This is a genomic window from Rhizobium sp. YAF28, assembly GCF_052113285.1.
In the GTDB taxonomy this organism is placed as follows: Bacteria; Pseudomonadota; Alphaproteobacteria; order Rhizobiales; family Rhizobiaceae; genus Rhizobium.
Genome location: NZ_JBFRCX010000015.1, coordinates 95,496 through 117,452, shown reverse-complemented (window position 1 = coordinate 117,452; position 21,957 = coordinate 95,496). Strand labels below are relative to the sequence as shown.

Annotated in this window: 21 protein-coding genes; 10 read left to right on the top strand and 11 right to left on the bottom strand. The window is 60.0% G+C overall.

The window, feature by feature from the left end; all coding sequences use genetic code 11:
• Positions 1–43 precede the first annotated feature (43 nt).
• Positions 44–760, bottom strand: a complete 717-nt coding sequence (locus tag AB4Z13_RS28370) for a GntR family transcriptional regulator (protein WP_439018136.1) — start codon at positions 758–760, stop codon at positions 44–46.
• 135 nt (positions 761–895) lie between these two features.
• Positions 896–1,063 (bottom strand): hypothetical protein, encoded by a 168-nt coding sequence (locus tag AB4Z13_RS28365; protein WP_442207364.1) that lies wholly within the window; start codon positions 1,061–1,063, stop codon positions 896–898.
• On the opposite strand from AB4Z13_RS28365, the gene AB4Z13_RS28360 reads away from it, so the two are divergent.
• Genes AB4Z13_RS28360 through AB4Z13_RS28325 form a run of 8 tightly spaced genes read left to right on the top strand, consistent with a single transcriptional unit; the run spans position 1,056 to position 8,571 of the window.
• The gene (locus AB4Z13_RS28360) at positions 1,056–2,183 is read left to right on the top strand and encodes a BMP family ABC transporter substrate-binding protein (protein WP_442207363.1); all 1,128 of its coding nucleotides are present in this window, start codon (positions 1,056–1,058) and stop codon (positions 2,181–2,183) included. The two genes, AB4Z13_RS28365 and AB4Z13_RS28360, sit on opposite strands and share 8 nt — an antisense overlap.
• Positions 2,184–2,203: 20 nt before the next feature.
• Positions 2,204–3,334 carry an ABC transporter permease gene (locus AB4Z13_RS28355; protein WP_113322959.1) on the top strand — a complete coding sequence of 377 codons (1,131 nt, stop codon included), beginning with the start codon at positions 2,204–2,206 and terminating at the stop codon, positions 3,332–3,334.
• Complete coding sequence (locus AB4Z13_RS28350) at positions 3,334–4,260, top strand: ABC transporter permease (RefSeq protein ID WP_442207362.1); 927 nt, start codon at positions 3,334–3,336, stop codon at positions 4,258–4,260. Before AB4Z13_RS28355 ends, AB4Z13_RS28350 begins: the two co-directional genes overlap by 1 nt.
• A gap of 19 nt (positions 4,261–4,279) precedes the next feature.
• The gene (locus AB4Z13_RS28345; RefSeq protein ID WP_442207361.1) at positions 4,280–5,296 is read left to right on the top strand and encodes a formamidase; all 1,017 of its coding nucleotides are present in this window, start codon (positions 4,280–4,282) and stop codon (positions 5,294–5,296) included.
• 12 nt (positions 5,297–5,308) lie between these two features.
• Positions 5,309–6,010 carry a biuret amidohydrolase gene (gene biuH, locus AB4Z13_RS28340; RefSeq protein WP_442207360.1) on the top strand — a complete coding sequence of 234 codons (702 nt, stop codon included), beginning with the start codon at positions 5,309–5,311 and terminating at the stop codon, positions 6,008–6,010.
• A complete protein-coding gene (locus AB4Z13_RS28335; protein ID WP_439018141.1) occupies positions 6,007–7,557 on the top strand; it encodes an ABC transporter ATP-binding protein in 1,551 nt (516 codons plus the stop codon). Before biuH ends, AB4Z13_RS28335 begins: the two co-directional genes overlap by 4 nt.
• Positions 7,557–8,225, top strand: a complete 669-nt coding sequence (locus AB4Z13_RS28330) for a cysteine hydrolase family protein (RefSeq protein ID WP_439018142.1) — start codon at positions 7,557–7,559, stop codon at positions 8,223–8,225. Before AB4Z13_RS28335 ends, AB4Z13_RS28330 begins: the two co-directional genes overlap by 1 nt.
• Positions 8,218–8,571, top strand: coding sequence for a cupin domain-containing protein (locus AB4Z13_RS28325; protein ID WP_007826658.1), 354 nt, complete (start codon positions 8,218–8,220; stop codon positions 8,569–8,571). Before AB4Z13_RS28330 ends, AB4Z13_RS28325 begins: the two co-directional genes overlap by 8 nt.
• Before the next feature lie 76 nt (positions 8,572–8,647).
• On the opposite strand, the gene AB4Z13_RS28320 is transcribed toward AB4Z13_RS28325, so the two are convergent.
• The 4 genes from AB4Z13_RS28320 to AB4Z13_RS28305 are packed head-to-tail and all read right to left on the bottom strand — an operon-like array spanning position 8,648 to position 13,504.
• Complete coding sequence (locus AB4Z13_RS28320; protein WP_442207359.1) at positions 8,648–9,646, bottom strand: TRAP transporter substrate-binding protein; 999 nt, start codon at positions 9,644–9,646, stop codon at positions 8,648–8,650.
• A 17-nt stretch (positions 9,647–9,663) separates the two neighbouring features.
• The gene (locus AB4Z13_RS28315) at positions 9,664–11,493 is read right to left on the bottom strand and encodes a TRAP transporter large permease (protein WP_439018144.1); all 1,830 of its coding nucleotides are present in this window, start codon (positions 11,491–11,493) and stop codon (positions 9,664–9,666) included.
• 24 nt (positions 11,494–11,517) lie between these two features.
• Positions 11,518–12,648 (bottom strand): LLM class flavin-dependent oxidoreductase, encoded by a 1,131-nt coding sequence (locus AB4Z13_RS28310; protein WP_439018145.1) that lies wholly within the window; start codon positions 12,646–12,648, stop codon positions 11,518–11,520.
• Between the two features lie 10 nt (positions 12,649–12,658).
• Complete coding sequence (locus AB4Z13_RS28305) at positions 12,659–13,504, bottom strand: ABC transporter substrate-binding protein (protein WP_439018146.1); 846 nt, start codon at positions 13,502–13,504, stop codon at positions 12,659–12,661.
• 214 nt (positions 13,505–13,718) lie between these two features.
• Here AB4Z13_RS28305 and AB4Z13_RS28300 point away from each other — a divergent pair, with 214 nt between their 5' ends.
• Together AB4Z13_RS28300 and AB4Z13_RS28295 are read left to right on the top strand one after the other, a co-directional pair.
• Entirely contained in the window at positions 13,719–14,084 is a 366-nt protein-coding gene (locus tag AB4Z13_RS28300; protein ID WP_113323003.1) for a metalloregulator ArsR/SmtB family transcription factor, read from the top strand.
• An 8-nt stretch (positions 14,085–14,092) separates the two neighbouring features.
• A complete protein-coding gene (locus tag AB4Z13_RS28295; RefSeq protein ID WP_439018147.1) occupies positions 14,093–14,731 on the top strand; it encodes a glutathione S-transferase N-terminal domain-containing protein in 639 nt (212 codons plus the stop codon).
• Positions 14,732–14,757: 26 nt separating this feature from the next.
• On the opposite strand, the gene AB4Z13_RS28290 is transcribed toward AB4Z13_RS28295, so the two are convergent.
• From AB4Z13_RS28290 to AB4Z13_RS28270, 5 genes are all read right to left on the bottom strand, one after another.
• Entirely contained in the window at positions 14,758–15,189 is a 432-nt protein-coding gene (locus AB4Z13_RS28290; RefSeq protein WP_113322968.1) for a hypothetical protein, read from the bottom strand.
• A gap of 122 nt (positions 15,190–15,311) precedes the next feature.
• Positions 15,312–16,877 (bottom strand): SpoVR family protein, encoded by a 1,566-nt coding sequence (locus AB4Z13_RS28285; protein WP_113322969.1) that lies wholly within the window; start codon positions 16,875–16,877, stop codon positions 15,312–15,314.
• Entirely contained in the window at positions 16,874–18,151 is a 1,278-nt protein-coding gene (locus AB4Z13_RS28280) for a YeaH/YhbH family protein (protein ID WP_439018148.1), read from the bottom strand. Before AB4Z13_RS28280 ends, AB4Z13_RS28285 begins: the two co-directional genes overlap by 4 nt.
• 35 nt (positions 18,152–18,186) lie before the next feature.
• Positions 18,187–20,130, bottom strand: a complete 1,944-nt coding sequence (locus AB4Z13_RS28275; protein ID WP_439018149.1) for a PrkA family serine protein kinase — start codon at positions 20,128–20,130, stop codon at positions 18,187–18,189.
• A gap of 424 nt (positions 20,131–20,554) precedes the next feature.
• The gene (locus tag AB4Z13_RS28270; protein WP_439018150.1) at positions 20,555–21,904 is read right to left on the bottom strand and encodes an FAD/NAD(P)-binding protein; all 1,350 of its coding nucleotides are present in this window, start codon (positions 21,902–21,904) and stop codon (positions 20,555–20,557) included.
• Positions 21,905–21,957: the final 53 nt, after the last annotated feature.

Genomic DNA, 21,957 nt, shown 5'->3' with positions numbered 1-21,957 from the left:
GGTCATGATTGCCGCCTTACGCCGTCTGTGCTGGCCGTGGCAACTATTTCTCTCTCGCCGAGGCAAAAACGACGCTGGCATCGCTGACGATTTCCACATGCAAATAGGCTGCCTTTGCAGCGGCTGCACCATCTGCCCGCATGATCGCGGTCACGATCATATCGTGCTCATCATAGGATTTCGCGAGCCGACCCGGCAGCCGGAACTGCGCGCGGCGGAAGGGCGCGAGCCGGGCCCGGCTCTGGGTTACCAGCTCATAGATATGCTCGTTATGCGCACCGCGATAGAGCCGGGTGTGGAACTCGGTATTGTGAACAGCATAGTCCTCTTCCGCACCCTGATGCACAAGCCGAGCGGAAGCGCGATGTTCGATTTCCAAGATGCGCCGCTCATCGACCGTCATACGTTCGGCGGCCAAACGCGCGCAGACCCCTTCGAGCTCCGCCATCGCCTCGAACATCGAATGCAAATAGGTCTCGGTTACGTTGGTGACGAGAGCGCTACGGTTCGGCTCGCGATCGACGAGCCCCATTGCGCCGAGTTCGCGAAGCGCCTCGCGCACCGGCGTGCGCGACACTTCGAAACGGGCCGCGAGCGAGATCTCGTCAAGCTTATCGCCTGGCAGCATCTGCCCGGTCACGATCATATCGGCAATAGCCCGCACCATCTGCTCGACAGTCGTTCCTGCCCTGATGATCTCTCTGCGCCTGACCTGCTTCAAGGAATGATTCTGCCCATTGACGAATGCATACACATGCATTGTTGACGCCGCAAAGTCAAATATAGCTGCAACTCATTGTTTTAATAAAGAAACGTACTGGCCGATGCGCCGCGACACAGTACGCAGAAGCATCTGACGCCGAAATTAGCTAATTTTATAGTCTCTGCATAGTTTTTAATCTTGTGTGGCTAAAAATTGCATACACTTTTCTACAGTGTTTTGCGGATCATTGAATATTTCCAATGCATTCAATGGAATAAAATCTGGCACGGTCATTGCATACACTTTTCCGTAACCGATTGAACCGGCAAAGCCGCCATAAGGGAGCATTCCGATGACCAAACTCCTTTCCATGAACCGTCGCCATTTCCTCCAGGCTTCTGCTGCCACCGCCCTGGTCGGCGCAGCTCCCGGCTTCCTCTCCTCGCCTGCACTTGCGCAGACTGCGCTGACCGTTGGCTTCATCTATGTCGGCCCGAAGGATGACTATGGCTATAACCAGTCGCACGCCGAGGGCGCTGCAGTCGTCAAGGCGCTACCGGGCATTACTGTCGTCGAAGAAGAAAATGTGCCGGAGACCGTCGACGTCCAGAAAACGATGGAATCGATGATCAATCTCGATGGCGCCACCCTGCTGTTCCCGACCTCCTTCGGCTATTTCGACCCCCACATGCTGGCAATGGCCGCCAAGTACCCGGATATCCAGTTCCGCCATTGCGGCGGCCTCTGGCAGGAAAGCAAGAACCCGGCCAATACCGGCTCCTATTTCGGCTATATTTTCCAGGGCCAGTACCTGAACGGCATTGCCGCCGGCCACGCGACGAAGAGCAAGAAGATCGGCTTTGTTGCCGCCAAACCGATCCCGCAGGTTCTGCAGAACATCAACGCTTTCCTGCTCGGCGCGCGCACGGTCGATCCGACCATCACCTGCCAGGTGATCTTCACCGGTGAGTGGTCACTCGCAGTCAAGGAAGCAGAAGCCACCAATGCGCTGGTCGATCAGGGCGCTGACGTCATCACCTGCCACGTCGACAGCCCGAAGGTCGTCGTCGAGACGGCCGCCGGCCGCGGCGCCTTCGTCTGCGGCTATCACGCCAACCAGAGCCCGCTTGCTCCCGAAAAGTACCTCACTGGTGCGGAATGGGCCTGGGGCAATGTCTACAGCGATTTCGTCAAGAAGGCACAGGCCGGCGAAAAGCTCGGCAATTTCGTCCGCGGCGGCCTGAAGGACGGTTTCGTCAAGATGAGCGCACTCGGACCCAGTATTGCCGAGACGGGTCGCAAGGCTTTCGAAGCCACCCACGCCGAGATGATGAAGGGCGGCTTCTCGGTCTTCAAGGGTCCACTGAAGGACAATAAGGGCAATTCCGTCGTGACCGCCGACAAGAGCTATGCCGAAGACGCGATCGAGCTCGAGAGCATGAATTATCTGGTCGAGGGTGTCGTCGGGTCCACAGCGTAAACCGGCAAGGGAGAAGCGCCATGACTGTCCAGGCCAATGATCCCGCAATATCAGTCCCTTCCGAGAAATCGGCGTCGCTGCGCCCCTTCCTCGAATGGATCGCGCGACATGCCGAACCTGTTGTCATCGGCCTTGTGGCCATCCTGATCGGTCTTGCGCTCTTCTCCCTCTTCATCCTGGCGATCGGTAAATCGCCAGCGATGCTCTTCCAGCTTATGTATACCGGCGGCTTCGGCAGCTGGTTTTCGGTGCAGAACAGCTTAAGTCGTGCCGCACCCCTTCTCCTGACGGCACTCTGCGTCGCCCTGCCCGCCCGCCTCGGCCTCGTCATCATCGGCGGGGAAGGAGCGGTCGTGCTGGGCGGCGTTGCCGCCGCGGCCATGGCCATGCCGCTTGCCGGCACCGCGCCTGTTTTCCTGACCCTCATTCTCATGGGCATTGCCGCCATGGTGGTCGGCGGTATCTGGATCGGCCTAGCCGGTTTCCTGCGGCACTATCGCGGCGTCAACGAGACGATCTCGTCGCTACTGCTCTCCTATATCGCCATCGCCCTGATGAACCAGTTCGTGGAAGGGCCGCTGCGTGATCCTGCCAGCCTCAACAAACCTTCGACCACGCCGCTGCCGCCTGAATATATGCTCGGCAACATCCCGGGCATGGACGTGCATTGGGGCCTCGTCATCGGCATTGTCGCCTGTATCCTCTCCTGGATCCTGATCGAGGTGACGAGCTACGGCTTTGCGGCCCGCATCGCCGGCGGCAATGTACGCGCCGCCCAGATCCAGGGCCTGCCAGTCGGCAGGCTAATCGTCGGCTTCACCGCGATCGCCGGCAGTTTTGCAGGCCTCGCCGGCATGGTCGAGGTAGCCGCCGTGCAAGGCAGCGCCAATGCTTCGCTTGCCGCAGGTTACGGTTACACCGGCATCCTCGTCGCCTTCCTCGCCCGGCACAATCCGCTGGCGATCATTCCGGTCGCGATCCTGCTCGGCGGCATCGATGCCTCGGGCGGCCTCATCCAGCGCCGCATGGGCCTGCCGGATGCCACCGTTCTGGTGCTGCAGGGCACGCTCTTCATCGTCATTCTCTTCTGCGAGACCTTCTACGGCCGCTTCAAGATCTTCAATCCCGACCTCTGGAAAAGGAGCCTCTGATGGAAGAGACAGGTATCGGCATATGGGGCGTGCCCCTCGGCATCCTCGCAGGCGCCATCCGCGTTTCCACGCCCTTCATTTTCGTCAGCCTCGGCGAGACCATCACCGAACGCTCCGGCCGCATCAATCTCGGCCTTGAAGGCACGCTGGTCTTCGGTGCCATGACGGCCTACGCCGTTGCCGTCATGAGCAATTCGCCCTGGCTCGGCGTGCTGGCGGCCATGGCGACGGGTGGGGTCTTCGGCCTCGTGCATGGCTGGATCTGCAAATGGCCTAAGGTCAACGATATCGCGATCGGCATCGCCATGATGCAGTTCGGGCTCGGTCTTGCCTTCTTTCTCGGCAAGCCCTTCATCCAGCCGGCAGCCCCGCACCTGCCTGCAATCCCCTTGGGTTTCTGGTCCAGCATGCCCCAGATCCAGGCGGCGCTGAATATCAATGTACTCTTCCTGCTTGGCGCGGCACTCGCCTTCATGCTCTGGTGGGCCTTCAAGAACACCCGTGTCGGCCTGATCCTGCGCGTCGTCGGCGACAGCACTGATGCCGCACGCGCCATGGGCATCAATCCTGATCGCGTCCGCCTGCTGGCAACGGCCGTCGGCGGTTCGCTGGCGGCAATCGGCGGCGCCTATCTGTCGCTCTATTATCCTGGCTCCTGGAATGAGGGCATTTCCTCCGGCCAGGGCCTGATGGCCGTCGCACTCGTCATCTTCGCCCGCTGGAACCCGATCGGCTGCTTCCTCGCCGCTCTGCTCTTCGGCGGCGCTGGTGCGCTCGGGCCGGCACTGCAATCGGTCGGCGTCACGCAGGGCTACTACCTTTTCTACGCCGCTCCCTACGTGCTGACCCTGGTCATCATGATTGCGACGTCCTCGCCGACACGTTCGCTCGCCGGTGCACCCGGCGCGCTTTCCCTGACGAAATAAGCGTGAAAGGAGCCAAGCCATGAACGGTCTCGGCGGATTGAACAAGTCGGAACATGGCGTCGGCATCGGCCTTGTGCAGCTGCAGCTTCCGGTCACCGTGACAAGGGAAGACCTTACGCGCCAGACGCAGGTCATCGTCGAACTCGTTGCCAAGGCGCGGCGCAACCAGCCGGGCATGGATCTGGTCGTCTTTCCGGAATATGCCCTGCACGGCCTGTCGATGGATATTAATCCGGAGATCATGTGCACGCTCGACGGGCCGGAGGTCGCAGCCTTCAAGAAGGCCTGCAGGGAGAACGCGATCTGGGGCTGCTTCTCGATCATGGAACTGAACCCTGATGGCATGCCCTATAATTCCGGTATCATCATCGACGACAAGGGCGAGCTGACGCTCTACTACCGCAAGATGCACCCCTGGGTGCCTGTCGAACCCTGGGAGCCCGGCAATTTCGGCATTCCCGTTATCGACGGGCCGAAAGGCGCCAAGCTCGCGCTCATCATTTGCCATGACGGGATGTTTCCCGAGATGGCGCGCGAATGCGCCTACAAAGGCGCGGAAATCATGATCCGCACGGCCGGCTATACGGCACCGATCCGCGAAAGCTGGAAATTCACCAACCAGTCTAACGCCTTCTGCAATCTCATGGTCACGGCGAGCGTCTGCATGTGCGGCTCGGACGGTACCTTCGATTCGATGGGCGAAGGCATGATCTGCAATTTCGACGGCTCGATCATTGCCCATGGCACCTCCGGCCGGGTCAACGAGATCATCACCGCCGAAGTGCGTCCCGATCTCGTGCGCGAAGCCCGCCGCGGCTGGGGTGTCGAAAATAATATCTACCAGTTCGGCCATCGCGGCTACGTCGCCGTTGCCGGCGGCGCCGGCGATGCACCTTACACCTACATGCATGACCTTATTGCCGGCAAATACCGCCTTCCCTGGGAGGATCAGGTGAAGGTCACGGATGGCACATCGTGCGGCTTCGACAAGCCGGCGCGCCGCTACGGCGAAACATTCAAACTCGCGGGTGAATAGGAGAAGAAGACGATGGACGCCATGGTCGAAACCAAAGGACATTATGTCGACGCCGATCCCTATGCCTGGCCCTATAATGGCGCCCTGCGGCCGGACAATACCGCGCTCATCATCATCGACATGCAGACGGATTTCTGTGGCAAGGGCGGCTATGTCGACCACATGGGCTACGACCTGTCGCTGGTGCAGGCGCCCATTGAGCCGATCAAGAAGGTGCTCGCAGCCATGCGCGCCAAGGGCTACCACATCATCCACACACGCGAAGGCCATCGCCCTGATCTTGCCGACCTGCCGGCCAACAAGCGCTGGCGCTCACAGCGCATCGGCGCTGGTATCGGCGATCCAGGCCCGTGCGGGCGCATCCTGACCCGAGGCGAACCCGGCTGGGACATCATTCCGGAACTCTACCCTGCCGAAGGCGAGACGATCATCGACAAGCCCGGCAAGGGTTCCTTCTGCGCGACCGATCTGGAACTGATCCTCAACCAGAAGCGTATCGAGAACATCATCCTGACCGGCATCACGACCGACGTCTGTGTCTCCACCACCATGCGCGAGGCGAATGACCGCGGCTATGAGTGCCTGCTTCTGGAAGATTGCTGCGGCGCGACCGACTATGGCAACCACCTGGCCGCCATCAAGATGGTCAAGATGCAGGGCGGCGTCTTCGGTTCCGTCTCCAATTCTGAAACGCTTGTGAGCCAGCTGCCATGAGTACGGTCCGCGACACTCCCCTTCCGCAGGCCGGCAAGGCCGTCGGCATCGACACGATCGACATGACGATGCGCTTCGGCAGTTTCACGGCGCTCGACCACGTGTCGATCAACGTACCCTCGGGCAGCTTTCATGCGCTGCTCGGCGAAAACGGCGCCGGCAAGTCGACGCTCGTCAAATGCATCATGGGTTTCTACCACGCCACATCCGGCGCGCTTTCCGTCGATGGCCGTGAAGTGGCGATCGCTTCGCCGAAGGATGCTGCAACTTACGGCCTCGGCATGGTCTACCAGCACTTCACGCTGGTCCCTTCGCTGACGGGTGCGGAAAACCTCGTCATCAGCCGCGCCGAAGTGCCTGCCATCATCAACTGGGCGAAGGAGCGCAAGGATCTTGCTGCCTTCATGGAGCGTATGCCCTTCAAGATCCCTCTCGATCGGCCGGTGAGCGAACTTGCCGCCGGCGAAAAGCAGAAGCTCGAGATCGTCAAGCAGCTCTATCTCGGCCGCTCCTTTCTGGTACTAGACGAGCCGACCTCGGTGCTGACGCCTGCCGAAGCCGACGAGATGCTCGGCCTCGTGCGTGGCATGACCGAACGAGGCGAGCTGACCGTGCTGATGATCTCCCATAAATTCCACGAGGTCACAAAATTTGCCGATGCCGTCTCCATCCTGCGGCGCGGTAAGCTGGTCGGCACCGGCAAGGTGGGCGAGGTTTCGACCGCCGACATGGCGGCGATGATGATCGGCGACGTCAAACTGGCCGAACTCGACACCCGCGTTCCAATTTCCGACAATGCCAGGCCGGTGCTGACGGTCGAGCAGGTCAAGGCGCCGGACCGTTCAGGCCTCAAGACCATCGAGATCGGCAATCTCACTGTTCGCTCCGGCGAGATCGTCGGCATTGCCGGCATATCGGGCAATGGCCAGAAGGAACTGACGGAAATCCTCGCCGGCCAACGACCGACCGATACCGGCCGCGTCAGTGTCAAAGGCGAGACCTATGGCGCGACGCGCCCGGAGACCCGCAAGAACAATGTCCGCTTCATCCCCGAGGAGCCCCTGCAGAATGCCTGCGCCCCGCGCATGACGGTCAGCGAAAACCTCGCCTTCCGCACCTTCGATCTCAAGGCGGATGGTAAGGATGCGATCTGGCTGAACAAGGCCAAGATGAAGAAACGCGCCACCGACCTGATCTTCGATTTTAAAGTCAAGACGGCCTCCTCCTCCTCGCCGATTGCGGCGCTTTCCGGCGGCAATGTGCAGCGCGCCGTGCTCGCCCGCGAACTGACGGGCGAGGTCGATCTGCTGATCGTCTCCAACCCCTGTTTCGGCCTCGATTTCTCAGCCGTTGCCGAGATCCGCGCCCGCATCATGAGAGCCCGCAATTCCGGTACGGCCGTGCTGCTGCTGTCCGAAGACCTCGATGAGCTGCTCGAAATGTCCGACCGCATCATGGTGATTTCCGAAGGCAAGCTGGTCTACGAGACACCGGCACGCTCGGCCGATATCGGCATCATCGGCGCACATATGGCGGGGCATCACTGATGGCAGAGATCAAGGCAGAACCCTTCGCCTTCCCGGCGAAACACGACCAACTGGCCCTCATCGTCATCGACATGCAGCGCGACTTTGCCGAGCCGGGCGGGTTCGGCGCCAGCCTCGGTAATGATGTCAGCCGCATCACCAGGATCGTGCCGGATGTCAAACGCCTCATCCAGGGCTTCCGCAATGCCGGCCTGCCGGTCATCCATACAATGGAATGCCACCAGCCCGACCTTTCGGATCTGCCGCCGGCAAAGCGCGATCGCGGCAATCCGACACTCCGCATCGGCGATGCGGGGCCAATGGGCCGTATCCTGATTGCGGGTGAGCCCGGCACGGCAATCCTTCCGGAGCTTGCGCCACTCAAGGGCGAAGTGGTGATCGAAAAGCCCGGCAAGGGCGCTTTCTATGCCACCGAGCTTGGCGACGTGCTGCAGGAAAAGGGCATAAAACAGCTCGTCTTCGCCGGCGTGACGACGGAAGTCTGCGTTCAGACGACGATGCGCGAGGCGAACGATCGCGGCTATGAATGTCTGCTCGCCGAAGAGGCGACGGAAAGTTACTTTCCCGAATTCAAGGCGGCTGCCATCGCCATGATCCGCGCCCAGGGCGCGATCATCGGCTGGACGGCGCATGTCGACGACATCCTGGAGAGCATCGCCCATGCCTGAGACTACCCGCGAACTCCTAACTTCAGATGGCTGGAAGACACTTGAATTCGGCCCCTTCCGTGATGAAGTGACGATCCATTGGATCCGTCCTTTCGACGGCGACCAGCCGGGCGTGGCGCTGCTGAAATATGAGGCCGGCGCCAGCGTTCCCCGCCATCGACATGAAGGACTGGAAACAATTCTTGTCCTGGACGGCGTGCAATCGGACGAGGCAGGCGACTACGGCCGCGGCAGCTATATCGTCAATGCGCCGGGCACCGAACATTCGGTCTGGAGTGATACCGGCTGCGTGGTGCTGATCCAGTGGGACAGGCCGGTGAAAATACTGGGAGAGGAAGCAGCGTAAATTCGGCAGCACCTGCTTCGTCAATCCAACGACTGAGCGAGGCTGGCTGACGGCCAGCCTCGCGTTCAGAACTTGTTCAGGCCGATTGGACGGCTTTGATACGGTCAAGGCCACCAACGACAGAGGCGAAATCGTCCCAGACGCCCTGTGCACCCTTCTGCCATTCATCGAAGGCTTCGGGCTTCAGCAGCTTGCCGCCGTTCTTCAGCGAGATTTCGACCGATGCGACCTCGTCACCGACGATCAGCTGGTTGAAGTAGGCCGCACCTTCCGTGGAGGCCTGCTGGAAGACGGCCTTCTGCTCGTCGTTCAGACCGCCCCAGAAGGTCGACGAATAATAGATGATGCCCGACGCCCAGATGTGGCGGGTCTCGGTCATGTAGGGCACGACCTCATAGAGCTTGAAGCCGGCGTAGGCCGATTTGGTGAGGTCCATCGCGTCAGCAACTCCGGTTGCCAGCGCATTATAGGTCTCGGTGATCGGGATGCCGATCGGCGTCGTGCCGAAAGCGCTCCAGAGCTCGGTGTGCAGCGGGCTCTGGATGACGCGGATGCGCTTGCCCTTCAGTTGTTCCGGGCGCGTCACCGGCTCCTTGGTGAGCAGATGACGGGCGCCGTAATTGATGAAGTCGCCGACGACGAAATTCTGCGCCTGCAGCTTGCCCTTCAGATCGGCGCCGACTTCCCCGCTGACGGTGCGGCGTACATGGTCGGCATCGCGGAACAGGAAGGGAAGGTCGAGGATCTGCAATTCCGGCGCCCAGCCGGAGAGCGAAGAGACCGTCGAAAGGCTGGCATGGATGGAGCCTAAGCGAACACCTTCCGCCACTTCCTTTTCGCCGCCGAGCGCACCGCTCTTGACGATGTTGAACTTGAACTGGCCCGGCAGCTTGGCTTCTACCAGCTCGCTGATCTTTACCCAGATCTTCGTCTCCGGCTTATCGTCGCCGAGCAGCGAGGCGATGGTAATCGTCGTCGTACGGGCAGCCGCCGTGCGAACGAAGGCCGGGGCGGCAAGGGCAGTGCCGGCAAGCGCGGCGGTCTTCAGGAAATTGCGTCGGTTGAGATTGTCCATGAATGAGGTCCTGTCCGTTAGAAGATAATCGCCCAGGCGCAAAGGATTGCGAGGGAGACGAGAAGGGCAAGCAGATAGGGAACGACCGCCTTGAAGAGGGCGGAAGCTGGAATGCGGGTCACGCCGCTGACGACGAAGATCAGCATGCCGAGCGGCGGCGTCAGGCCGTGGATCATCAGGTTGACGACGATGATGACGCCGAAATGAATGGGATCAATGCCTGCGGCGACGGCCGCCGGCAACAGGATCGGGCCGAAAAGCAGGATCGCCGCGCCGATGTCGAGAACGAGGCCCACCACAAGCAGGATGATGTTGGACAGCAGGATGACGGCGAGCGCACTGCCGCCAAGCACCGTCGTCAGGTGTGAGATCAGGCCCGAGACATCGTCGACCGCAAGCAGGAAGGCAAAGGGGCCAGCCGTGCCGATCAGCAGGCCGATCGCGGCGGCCTCGACAGCCGCCTGCCGGAAGGCCGTGTAAAGCGAGAGTACGCCAAGCCGCGCACCGATGCCGAGCAGGAAGGTGTAGAAGGCGGCAAGGGCCGCGGCCTCCGTCGTCGTGACGATGCCGATGCGAATGCCGACCACGACGATAACGCCGAGACCGAAGGCGGGGATCGCCTGGACGGCCGACTGCCAGCGCTGCGCCGACGTGGCTCGCGGCAGCGGCGCCTGATCGCGGACCGTCAGATGGATGGCGACCGCGAGGCAGATCGCCATCAGACCACCGGCAAAGAAGCCCCCGACCAGCAGGGAGCCAACCGAAAGATTGGTGGCGGTTGCCAGGATCAGGAAGGCGATCGACGGCGGGATGACATTGTCTAGAACCGAGGTCGCCGCGATGATCGCTGCGGCCTTGGCCGGCGGATAACCGTGGCGGACGAGCTCCGGCTGGAAGGTGGACGCACCGAAGGCGGCATTAGCAACCGAGGAGCCGGATGCACCGGAAAAGAGCACGCTAGTGAGCAGCGTCGTCTGGGCGAGACCGGCACGGCGATGGCCGACCATGGCGGCAGCGAAACGCACGAGCTGGTTGGCAACGCCCGATGCCGTCAGCAGACCGCCAGCAAGCAGGAAGAAGGGGATGGCAAGCAGCAGGAATTTCGAAATGCCGGTGACGGTCGAAGAGACGATCGCCGGCTCCGGCAGGCTGCTGCCGAAAGCGATCACCACATAGGCGGCGGCCAGGAAGGCATGCGGCAAGGGTGCTGCAAGCACGAGGCCAATAGCGGCAATCAGGCCGAGGAAGATGCTGGGCGGCCAGTCGAGTTCGACGGAGACGAAAGGAATGCCGGCATAGAGTGCCACGCCGACTGCGAAGGAGAGCAGGACCGGCCAAGCCTTTCCTTCGGCGATGCGCTGCAGCAGAAGAACGACGAGGATCAGCGCGCCGCCGGCGCCGAGAAAGCCGAAACGGATCCATTCCGGCACGCCGAGCGTCGGGGAAATACCGCCAAGCATGGTCATGATCTCGCTGCCGCCGAAGCTCAGGATGAGACCGGAAAGCACGGTGAAGATATCGGCGGCCACCTGCGTTGCCGGGTAAAGGCGCTCCGGCATCATCTTCACGAAGACGTCAAGACGCATGGCAAGCGCGCTGTTGAGACTGAGCGGTGCGCCGAGCGCGATCAGCAACACATGCAGCCAGATGCCGAGATCTTCAGCGCCGATGAAGCCAGCCGCGAAGAAATAGCGCATGCAGACCGTGACCAGCACCATGACGAGCAGCACGGCAAGCACCGACGCGGCGGCAATGCCAAGGACGCCTTCGATCGTCTTCAGGATGCGGGCTGCAAGCCCGTTACCTGTCGTCTCCTGTTCGGCTGGGTGGAATTCGCTTGCTGCCACAGAACTTGCTTTCTTGCCGGAGGGTCAGGCGCTCTTGACGGTGGAAAGGTCGCGATCGAAGAGCGTCGACCAGGTGTAGTTGCGCGCCTTCGACACTTCCCTGCTGACATCAAGACGCGGCAGAACCTTTTCGCCGAAACGATAGGCTTCCTCAAGCAGCGGCATGCCGGAAAGAATAAAGGTTTCGACGCCGGCCCTCTGATAGGCCTCCAGCGTGCGCAGCACCGTATCGGGCGAGCCGACAATCGCCGTGCCGGGACCGGGCCGTACCAGGCCGATGCCAGCCCAGAGATTGGGCGCCACTTCGAGATCACGCAGGTTGTCCGGCTTCAGGCCGCCATGCAGCGCCGTCATGCGCTGCTGGCCGACGGAATCACTGCGGGCGACGAAACGCTGGTTGGCGGCAATCGCCGCATCGTCCATGCGGCCGTAAAGGTCGGCGGCAGCTTCCCACGCCTTTTCGTCCGTATCACGCACGATCACATAAAGGCGGATGCCGTATTCGAGCTCACGTTCATATTGGGCGGCACGCGCCTTCACGGCCTCGACCTTGCCCTTGATCTGATCGGGCGTCTCACCCCAGGAAAGGTAGGTATCGACGTGCTTTGCCGCGACGTCGAGCGCCTTGTCGGAAGAGCCGCCGAACCAGAGTGGCGGCGGGGCGATGCTTTCGCCAACCGGAAGCGCGAGCTTGGCGCCGTCGGTGGAGAAATACTTGCCTTGATAGGTGACGCTCTCGCCGGCGAAGAGTCGATGCCAGAGCTGTAGATATTCATCCGCCATGTCGTAACGTTCATCGTGCGGCAGCATCATGCCATAGGCGCCGAGCATCTTGGCATCGCCTGAGACGACGTTGATCAGCAGGCGGTCGCGAGCAAATTCCTGAAAGGTCGCGGCCATCTTGGCCAACAATGTCGGCGCGACGAGACCGGGGTGGATGGCGACGAGGAACCGCAGCCGTTCGGTATGGGAAAGCAGCGCGCTTGCCAGCACCCAGACATCGTGGGCACCGGTCGCAAAGAGTGCGCCAGTGTAACCCAGATGATCGTAAGCCTGGGCGAGCTGCTTGTAATAACCGTAATCGACCGGACGCGAGCCTTCCGGCTGCCACGGATAGGCGCCGTCAGGAGCACACATATACCAGAAGACGTTCATTCCCGGCTCCTCACTTCGTTGCTTCCAGCGGCCCACCAATGGCGACCGCGCGATCAAAATAGCCGTGGCGAAAAAGCGTGTCGGCTTCCTCCTGCTGCTCGGCCAGCACTGCTGCATCGATCGGCACGACCGAGAAATCGCGTGCGCGTACCACCCTCTCCCAGGCCTCGGCGTCGATACCGCTACGGTCGTTTTCCGCCAGAAGGTGAGCTGCCCTTACCGGATCGGCGGCGATCTCGCTGCCAACACGGGCAAGCTCCAAGGCAATGCCGGCAATTTCGCTAGGGGAAAGTCCGATGCGCGCGAGGCTCCAGAAGAGCGACCGGTTGGGGATGGTGGCGCCACAGCGGACGATGAGACGGAGATCCGTCCGCTCGATCACCTTCTCCAGCCGCGGCGACATGGCGATCCAGGCATCGACCCTGCCCTCCAGCAGCTCCGTCAGGGAATCCCGCGTGCCGCTTTCGATGCGCTCGACGTCACCAAGCGCGAGATCCTCGCCCTCCAGGCTGCGAGCGAGCAGATAGGTGTGAAACGAACCGTCGATCAGCGAGATTTTTCGGCCGGCAAGATCAGCTACCGAGCCGATATCACTGTCGGCGCGCACGAAGATCGCGCCATTGGCTGGCCGCGGTGCCGATGCGGCGACATATTCGACATGAAGGCCACGCGCATCCGCCTCGATCGGCGGCGTCGAGCCGGTTCCGCCGACATGGATCGCGCCGCCTTCCAGCAGCGAGGCTGTGTCGCGGCCTTCATCATAGGGAACGAAGATCGGATCAAGCCCGGCAAAGGCACCCGGCCATGCGCTGGCGAGCCGCAAGTGGAGATTGTTGGGATGAACGCCGATTCTCATCTTCATTCCGGTCGGGATTGTCATTGCGATCAATCTACTTTTTTATAAATTGAAAGCGAGAAAAGTCCTGCCGGAGACCGGTGGGAAAACAGATCAAAAACCTATTAAATCTACCGAAAATAAAATCTTTTATCGCAGTTGCGCCCGCAAAGCGGCCGGGCATTGAAATTTCCGAGCACTCACTTTACTTTTTTGTAGAACAAGAGAGATGGCGATGACCAAGCCCGTATCATCGAGAGTCTGCCGCAGTGTCGGCGAGGCGAGCGAACTTCTGAAGCTGGTCGCCAATGCGAACCGGCTGGCAATCGTCTGCTATCTGATGGAAACGGAAGCATCGGTGTCTGCGCTGGAAGACGAACTCGGCATCCGCCAGCCGACGCTTTCACAACAACTTGCGGAATTGCGTGAGGCAAACGTCATCGAAGGGCACCGCGACGGCAAGTTGATCGTCTATCGAGTCGTCGATCCGAGGATTAAGACCATCGTCCACGCGTTGCGGGACATGTTCTCCGGCCTCGACGACGTCACCGGCCGTTTCGGCATGGCAAAGCTGCCGGTCGATGAAGTGATGTTCGACTGATCGCTCCTATGATCGACTTCTATACCTGGATCACCCCGAACGGCCTGAAGATATCGATCGCACTCGAGGAATTCGGGCTTCCCTATAAGGCCCACACGATCGATATCACCAAAGGTGATCAGTTTTCCGCCGACTATGTGGCGATCAATCCGGGCAGCAAAATCCCAGCCATCGTCGATCACGAAACCGGTATTACCCTCGCCGAATCCGGGGCCATTCTTCTCTATCTCGCCGAAAAGAAAGGACGATTCCTGCCGCGTGAAGGTGCTGCTCGCCATCACACGATCGAATGGCTGATGTGGCAGATGGGCGGCTTCGGGCCGACGCTCGGTCATGCCCATCATTTCCTGACTTACAATGAAGGTCGCGCGCCCTTCGCCGAAGAGCTTTTCCGCAAGGATACAATAAGGCTCTATGAAACACTTGATGCAAGACTTGAAGGCCGGGAGTACCTTGTCGGCGACTATTCCATCGCCGACATGGCCGTCTGGCCCTGGGTTTCGCGCTTCGTGCGCCACAAAATCGACCTCAGCGACTTCCCGAATGTCCGCCGCTGGTATCTGCAGCTTGCCGCCCGGCCACAGGTGAAGCGCGGCTACGAAGTGCCGCATTTCACCACCCCGGTTCCGCTGCCGCCAGGTGTCTAAGCATTGGTTTCGGATAGGCAGTCGGCCTATCGCGTAAACATCAGCCGCATGCGCGCCAGAATGCCCTTCATGCCCGGTATGGAGGTCGCTCTCAGATGGCGGGCGACGACACCCGCATCGACCCGTGCTCCGAAATGGCAGGAGCAGACGAGCCCGTGCAGTTGCCGATCGTTAAGATCGAAGAAGCTCTGGGCGTCCCCATAAGTATCGCCTTCGAGACCCGCGGCACGCAGAACCGGATCGTCATAGGCTACGGATATGGGTGACCCGGTGATCCTCATCAGTGTCCGCTGGTCGCGGGGTAGATATTCGGTTTCCCGAAGGGTAACGAGCGAACGCGCAGGATCGACTTCCAGAAGCTCAGCCCACCGGTCCAACCGCTCGGCGCGAGACAGTTGTGGCGTGGTACGGCTGACCCTGGCTATAGCCTTAAGCTGATCGACTGCGTATTGTTCCATGACGGCCTCCTATTTGGAAAAATAGACTGCACGCCCCCTCTGAAAGGTTGATCCCAACTACGCAGCCTGTCCAATCACGTTTGAAGAATCGTGTCTCTTAAATGCAGGCAGAATCCCGCCACTCAGGCGAATTCGCTCTGTCGCGAAAATGTCCGCGGGTGGGCGACGTGCTTCCGGACGACACTCTCCTTGCTGTCGAGTTCCTCCAGCAGAACGTCATAGCTCCAGAGATCGGCAAGGTGCTGCAGGACGAGCTTAAGATCTTCTTCTTCCAGGAACTCGTCATTGGTGGCTCGGTGCTGCAACAGCAATCTACGGTCACCTGCGAGATCGACGTCGACGATCTCAATCGCCGGATCGGTATGGCCAATATCGTAGCCGCGGGAAAGTTGCCGGCGGATACGCCGATAACCGCGCTCGTCATGGATCGCGGAAACCAGGATACCCTCCTGAATCTCCGGGTCGTCATGGAGCTGGAACATGCGCCAGCGCCGCATGAGGCTCGGGCTCAGGAACTGGCTGACGAAACTCTCGTCGCGGTAGTTGGCCCAGATATCACGCAGGACCGCCATCGGATCGCCCCGTCCGGCGATGTCAGGAAACCAGTCGCGATCTTCGCCAGTCGGCTCCGTCACGATGCGCTCGATATCCTGCATCATCGCAAAGCCCAACGCATAGGGATTGAAGCCAGAGAACCGCCGATCATCGTACATCGGCTGGAACACGACATTGGTGTGCGATTTCAGAAACTCGAAATAGTTGCCGTCGCTGAGCTGCCCGCGCTCGTGCAGGCGCTGCATGATGTTGTAATGGACGTAGGTGGCGGTCCCCTCATTCATCACCTTGGTCTGGCGCTGGGGATGAAAATACTGGGCGACGTGGCGCACGATGCGCAAGATCTCTCGCTGCCAGGAATGCAGCCGGGGCGCGGATTTTTCGAGGAAGTAAAGGATATTGTCCTGCGGCAAACCGAGTGCGGCACGCCGGTGCTCGAGATCGCGATCGGACTTGTTGCGCTTGAGGCCGACAGGCACGGTGCGCCAGAGATCGTTGAAGATCTTCTCCTCGTGCGCACGGCGCTCCTGCAGCCGCTTTTCTTCCTGCCGGAGGTCGACCGTCGTCTTGCCGGCATAGCGGTGCACACCGTGCGACATCAGCGCATGTGCGGCATCGAGCGTGCGTTCGACGGCCACTTCGCCATATCGTTCTTCGCAACGCGAGATGTAGCTCTTGGCGAAGTCGAGATAATCAAGAATACCTTCGGCGTCGGTCCAAAGCTTGAACAGATAGTTGTTCTTGAAGAAGTGGTTATGGCCGAAGGCAGCATGCGCAATGACCAGCGTCTGCATGGTCGCCGTATTCTCCTCCATGAGATAGGAGATGCAGGGCGAACTGTTGATGACGATCTCATAGGCGAGGTCGCGCATCCCGCGGCGGTAGAAGGCTTCGTGATGGGCAAAATGCTTCCCGAAGGACCAGTGGCGATAGAACAGCGGCATGCCTGTCGAGGAATAGGCATCGAGCATCTGCTCCGATGTAATGACCTCGATCTGGTTCGGATAGACATCGAGGCCCAGTTCCCCAAGCGCGATGTCCTCACAGGCATCATGAATGCGCTGCAGGGTCGGAAAATCCCAGTCAGCCCCTTCAAACAGAAGCTTTTCCTTATGCCGCGTGCTGGTCTTCATGGCGTAGCCCCTGCCTTGGCAGCCTTCTTCTGAAACAGGTCATGGAAAACAGGGAATATCTCGTTCCTGCGGCAGACCTTGCGTATGGCAAGAGGCAGAGCTGCGGAGCGGATCTCCTGATAGAGCGTCCAGAGCGGTGACCTAGACATTGAGGAATCCCCGTCTTCCTCACCGACTTCGATATAGGCGAAGTACTGGCAGACCGGCAGGATTTCCTGCTGCAGCAGCTGGCCGGTCAGAGCGCCGTCGGAATAGGAATTGTCGCCATCGGAGGCCTGCGCCGCATAGATGTTCCATTCCGTCGGATCGAACCGCGCGGCAACGATCGAGCGCATGACCGCCAGCGCACTGGAAACCAGCGTGCCGCCTGTCGCCGGGCTATAGAAGAAAGTCTCCTCATCGACTTCCTCCGCCTTTTCAGTATGGCGGATGAAGACGATCTCCACCTTCTCATAACGCTGCGACAGGAAGAGGTAGAGGAGCAGGTAGAAACGCTTGGCGAGATCCTTCATATGCTCGCTCATGGAACCGGACACGTCCATGAGGCAGAACATCACCGCCTTGACGACAGGCTTCGGTGTGTTTTCAAAGCGCCGGTAGCGGACGTCGAGCGGGTCGATATAGGGGATGCGCTTGCTCTTGAGCGTCAGGGTCCTCAGCCTGTCTTCAAGAACAAGGCGCTCTTCCGCATTGTCGCATTCGTCGATCTGCTTCTGGAGCGCCTCTATTTCCTCTACCTTCGGGCGATGAAGCGCCAGGCGCCGCATCATGGCAAGGCGTGTCGTGCGCCCGACGGCGATGTTGGAGGGGGAGCCGGAGACAGAAAAACCGGCCCTTTGCGGTGTCACCTCCTCGGTCTCGCTCAGTCGCCGCTTGGCGAGATCAGGCAATTCCAGATCTTCGAGGAAGATGTTGAGGAACTCCTCCCGGGTCAGGACGAAGCGGAAGCCGTCTTCGCCGTCGCCCTCCCCCGCCTCGGACGAACGGCCGCCGCCCGATGCCGGCGGACGCTTGATGAAATCACCCTCGACGAATTTCTGATTGCCGGGAAGGATACGATCCTGAATTCCCCCTCCGCCCCGGTGAAGGCCCGGTTCGGCCATGCCGCCGATCGGGAGAGTAACTTCACCGCCATCAAGCACATCGCGGATGGAGCGGTTTTGCAAAGATCGTTTAACCGCTTGTGCTACGGCGTCCTTGGCACGCCGTAGAAACCGTTGTCTATTTTCTAAACTTTTACCGCGCGGATTGAGCCGCCGGTCAATGATGTGCATGTTTGCTCCTAATGGGTACTCGCCGGACAGCCTACCTAACTCGCCTGTTTGACGCGCATGTACCATTCCACCAGCCGGCGAACCTGCCGTTCGGTATATTCCCGCGCGACCATGCGCGAGACGAACTCACTGTGTTTCTTTTCAGTCTCGCTATCCTTCTTCGATCCGAAGGAGATGACCGGCAGCAAATCCTCGACCTGCGAAAACATCCGCTTTTCGATCACTTCCCGGATTTTTTCATAACTGGTCCAGGATGGGTTCTTACCACCATTGTGGGCGCGCGATCTGAGGCAGAACTTGACGATCTCGTTGCGGAAATCCTTGGGATTGGCGATGCCCGCGGGTTTTTCGATCTTCGTCAACTCCTGGTTCAGAAGTTCGCGGTCGAGCAATTGTCCTGTATCGGGGTCCTTGAAATCGACGTCCTCGATCCAGGCATCCGCGTAATCGACGTAACGGTCGAACAGATTCTGACCGTAATCGGAGTAGGATTCCAGATAGGCCTTCTGGATCTCGTTGCCGATGAATTCCGCATAACGCGGCGCCAGTTCTGCCTTGATGAACTCCATATAGCGCTTTTCCGTCTCCTCGGAAAACTGCTCGCGGCGGATAGCCTGTTCCAGAACATACATCAGATGAACGGGGTCGGCGCCGATATCCGTTGTGTCGTGGTTGAAGGTCGACGCAAGGACTTTAAAGGCGAAACGTGTCGATATTCCGTCCATGCCCTCATCGACGCCTGCGGCATCGTGATATTCCTGTACGCTTCTGGCGCGCGGATCGGTTTCCTTCAGGCTTTCGCCGTCATAGGCGCGCATCTTTGAAAAGAGATTGGAATTCTCGTGCTTGCGAAGCCGTGACAGGACGGAGAAGCGGGCCAGCATCTCCAGCGTCGCTGGCGCGCAGGCTGCATCTGCAAGCTCCGAGCCTTCGATCAACTTCTCGTAGATTTTCTGCTCCTCCATGACCCGGAGGCAATAGGGAACCTTGATGACGCAGATGCGGTCGATAAAGGCTTCATTGTTCTTGTTGGCCTTGAAAGTCTGCCATTCCGCTTCGTTCGAATGGGCAAGGATGATACCCGAGAACGGGATCGCACCGATATTCTCGGTGCCCATGTAGTTGCTTTCCTGCGTCGCCGTCAGCAACGGGTGCAGCATCTTGATCGGCGCCTTGAACATCTCGACGAATTCCAGAATGCCCTGATTGGCGCGATTGAGACCGCCGGAATAGCTGTAGGCGTCTGGATCGTTCTGCGAATAGTGCTCGAGCTTGCGGATATCGACCTTGCCGACCAGCGATGAGACGTCCTGGTTGTTCTCGTCACCCGGTTCGGTCTTGGCGATCGCGATCTGGCGAAGCCTGGACGGCTGGATTTTCACGACGCGGAAACGAGAGATATCGCCGTCGAACTCGTCGAGGCGCTTCAGGCACCATGGGCTCATCAGGCCACTGAGGCGACGGGTAGGGATACCGTATTCTTCGAGCAGCAACGGCCCCATGGCCAAGGGATCGAAGAGATTGAGGGGGCTTTCGAAGACCGGGCTCAAGTCGTCGCCGGCCTTCAGCACATAAATGGGATTGACCTCCATGAGTTGCTTCAGGCGCTCCGCAAGCGAAGACTTGCCACCGCCGACGGGACCGAGCAGGTAGAGGATCTGCTTACGCTCTTCCAGGCCTTGGGCTGCATGCCGGAAGAAGGACACGATCCGCTCGATCGTCTCCTCCATACCGAAAAAACCCGCAAAGGCCGGATAGGTTCGGATCGTCCTGTTCATAAAGACCCGCCCGAGCCGCGAATCCTTGGCTGTATCGATGATCTCAGGTTCGCCGATTGCCGCCAGCAGCCGCTCGGTGGCGTTGGCGTAAGCCATCGGATCCTTCTTGCATATGGACAAATAGTCCGCGATAGACATATCCGTCTCGCGGCGAGACTCGTAGTTACGGGTGAACGCATCAAATAGGGAGTTGTTCAGCATAGGCCCTCCTATAAAGGTCTGCCTCAGCGATTTTCGCCTTCGCTAAGTAAGATGGTGCGCCAATGTTTTGAAAGATCAAGGTCCTCCTAGACGGAAATAAGACATCGCTGGCATTCCAGCATCGCTACACAAAAAATTGCGCGTAACCTGCCGATTTGATCCTCGAAAGTTGACCGCCTCTATAGATTTGCGGCAGCACCGGGAGTATTATTCGCGCGCGGTATGAAAGAGAACGCCGCGCACCTTCACGCCATGATGTGAATATGTGTTGGTGCCCCTTAAAGGGCTGCCTGATTCGATGGAGCGAGGATTTCTCGCCGTCCGAATGTGAAATATGCCTTCAAGAACCGCCCGTGAGAAAAGCAAGGCCTGATCGAAAACAGGCCAGCGGCGCAACCCATGCGGTCAAGGCTGAGGGTCCTTCTCACATTGCTATTTGCGCAGCGACCTGTTCTGCCTGAGCCCTGATATCGGGAACGGCGGTAATCTCCCAGAATTGACCGGCTGTCAGCGCGCCGACCGCATAAAGGTTCGATTGCGTCACGCCTTCTGAATTCAGCACGCGCGAATCCCGGTTTACCGAGATTCCGAGCCCAAGCGAATCCGCAACGACAAAGCCCTGCCGGCGCATTTCCTGCAGAAGCGGTGAATGCGCCAACCCCGCCCGTTCCATCCCCGTGCAATTGACGATCCAATCGACTGTGAGAGCGATCGTCTCACGGCGTCCTCTTTTGCGGTATTCGATGCCGATCCCGTCGCCGGCGTCCTTGAGCGTTTTGAGATAGCCGGCGTGGAAATTGACGACGCCCTGCTGCCGCAGTTGCTCGAACCGGTCGCAGATGTCAGGCGCCACGCGATGGCGATGGATGTTCCACCATGGCAGCGCATGCCGCAGGAAACGCGACCGCTGCGCTGGAGCGAGGTTCTGCCAGATCGCCTGGGTCTTGGGCCGCAGCCCATCCATGACGCTTCGCCAGTCGGCCCCCGATCTTACCCGCCGCCTGATATCGTGCAGGATCTGGCTGAGTGTCGTCCCGTTTGCATCGATCTCGATGGCCGCAGGTGATTTCGGATCGCGGGCATGTCCGTGCGGCGCGAGCCCGCGACGGGAGAGAACATCGATGCGGCCGCGGTGCCCATGCGACCGAAGCCCAAGAACCTGATCGATCATGGTAAGGCCCGAGCCCAGGATACAGACCCGATCCTGCGGGCCGACATGTGTCAGCCAGGAAAGGCGCCAGGGATTTTCGATCACATGCGAACGCGTGGCGCTCCCAAGAACTCCGGTATCGACCGGCAATTTCGCATTTCCCAACCCAAGACAGAGGACGACGTGGCGGCCGGCGATTTCGCCGCCATGCTCCAGCAGAAAGCCGAGGGCGCCCGGATAGCGCTCGACGCAACCGGTGGCCTTGGCCTTGATGAAATCGACGCGGCGCCGGTCGTCGCGAGGCCGCAGCAGATCTGCGAGCGTATCCCTGACATAGAGCCCATAATCGCTCCGTGACGCGAAATCGGCATCCCGCGACGGACGGTTCTTGCGGCTCAGCCATTCCACGAAATCGGCCGGCCTGTCCGTGAAGAGGCTCATGCGCGCCGCTGGGACATTCAGCCGGTGGAGATGCATTTCAGTGCGATAGGCCGTGCCTCTGCCAAAACCCGGATCATCGCCGATGACGGCGATCGACGCCGTCTGCGGAAGTTTCCGGACAAGATTGCAGACGACTGCGATCGCAGAAAAGCCGGAGCCGACGACAACAACATCATAAATCAAGCGCTCGTTCCATGAATCACCGGGTGAGGCATCGATGGAACTAGCGCGGCTTG

What these genes read in the sequence shown, in the direction of transcription:
- AB4Z13_RS28325 (WP_007826658.1), top strand. Translation starts at nt 8,218, where the DNA reads ATGCCTGAGACTACCCGCGAACTCCTAACTTCAGATGGCTGGAAGACA.
- biuH (WP_442207360.1), top strand. Translation starts at nt 5,309, where the DNA reads ATGGACGCCATGGTCGAAACCAAAGGACATTATGTCGACGCCGATCCC.
- AB4Z13_RS28355 (WP_113322959.1), top strand. Translation starts at nt 2,204, where the DNA reads ATGACTGTCCAGGCCAATGATCCCGCAATATCAGTCCCTTCCGAGAAA.
- AB4Z13_RS28280 (WP_439018148.1), bottom strand. Translation starts at nt 18,151, where the DNA reads ATGCACATCATTGACCGGCGGCTCAATCCGCGCGGTAAAAGTTTAGAA.
- AB4Z13_RS28370 (WP_439018136.1), bottom strand. Translation starts at nt 760, where the DNA reads ATGCATGTGTATGCATTCGTCAATGGGCAGAATCATTCCTTGAAGCAG.
- AB4Z13_RS28295 (WP_439018147.1), top strand. Translation starts at nt 14,093, where the DNA reads ATGATCGACTTCTATACCTGGATCACCCCGAACGGCCTGAAGATATCG.
- AB4Z13_RS28335 (WP_439018141.1), top strand. Translation starts at nt 6,007, where the DNA reads ATGAGTACGGTCCGCGACACTCCCCTTCCGCAGGCCGGCAAGGCCGTC.
- AB4Z13_RS28345 (WP_442207361.1), top strand. Translation starts at nt 4,280, where the DNA reads ATGAACGGTCTCGGCGGATTGAACAAGTCGGAACATGGCGTCGGCATC.
- AB4Z13_RS28360 (WP_442207363.1), top strand. Translation starts at nt 1,056, where the DNA reads ATGACCAAACTCCTTTCCATGAACCGTCGCCATTTCCTCCAGGCTTCT.
- AB4Z13_RS28305 (WP_439018146.1), bottom strand. Translation starts at nt 13,504, where the DNA reads ATGAGAATCGGCGTTCATCCCAACAATCTCCACTTGCGGCTCGCCAGC.
- AB4Z13_RS28285 (WP_113322969.1), bottom strand. Translation starts at nt 16,877, where the DNA reads ATGAAGACCAGCACGCGGCATAAGGAAAAGCTTCTGTTTGAAGGGGCT.
- AB4Z13_RS28350 (WP_442207362.1), top strand. Translation starts at nt 3,334, where the DNA reads ATGGAAGAGACAGGTATCGGCATATGGGGCGTGCCCCTCGGCATCCTC.
- AB4Z13_RS28290 (WP_113322968.1), bottom strand. Translation starts at nt 15,189, where the DNA reads ATGGAACAATACGCAGTCGATCAGCTTAAGGCTATAGCCAGGGTCAGC.
- AB4Z13_RS28300 (WP_113323003.1), top strand. Translation starts at nt 13,719, where the DNA reads ATGACCAAGCCCGTATCATCGAGAGTCTGCCGCAGTGTCGGCGAGGCG.
- AB4Z13_RS28310 (WP_439018145.1), bottom strand. Translation starts at nt 12,648, where the DNA reads ATGAACGTCTTCTGGTATATGTGTGCTCCTGACGGCGCCTATCCGTGG.
- AB4Z13_RS28275 (WP_439018149.1), bottom strand. Translation starts at nt 20,130, where the DNA reads ATGCTGAACAACTCCCTATTTGATGCGTTCACCCGTAACTACGAGTCT.
- AB4Z13_RS28320 (WP_442207359.1), bottom strand. Translation starts at nt 9,646, where the DNA reads ATGGACAATCTCAACCGACGCAATTTCCTGAAGACCGCCGCGCTTGCC.
- AB4Z13_RS28330 (WP_439018142.1), top strand. Translation starts at nt 7,557, where the DNA reads ATGGCAGAGATCAAGGCAGAACCCTTCGCCTTCCCGGCGAAACACGAC.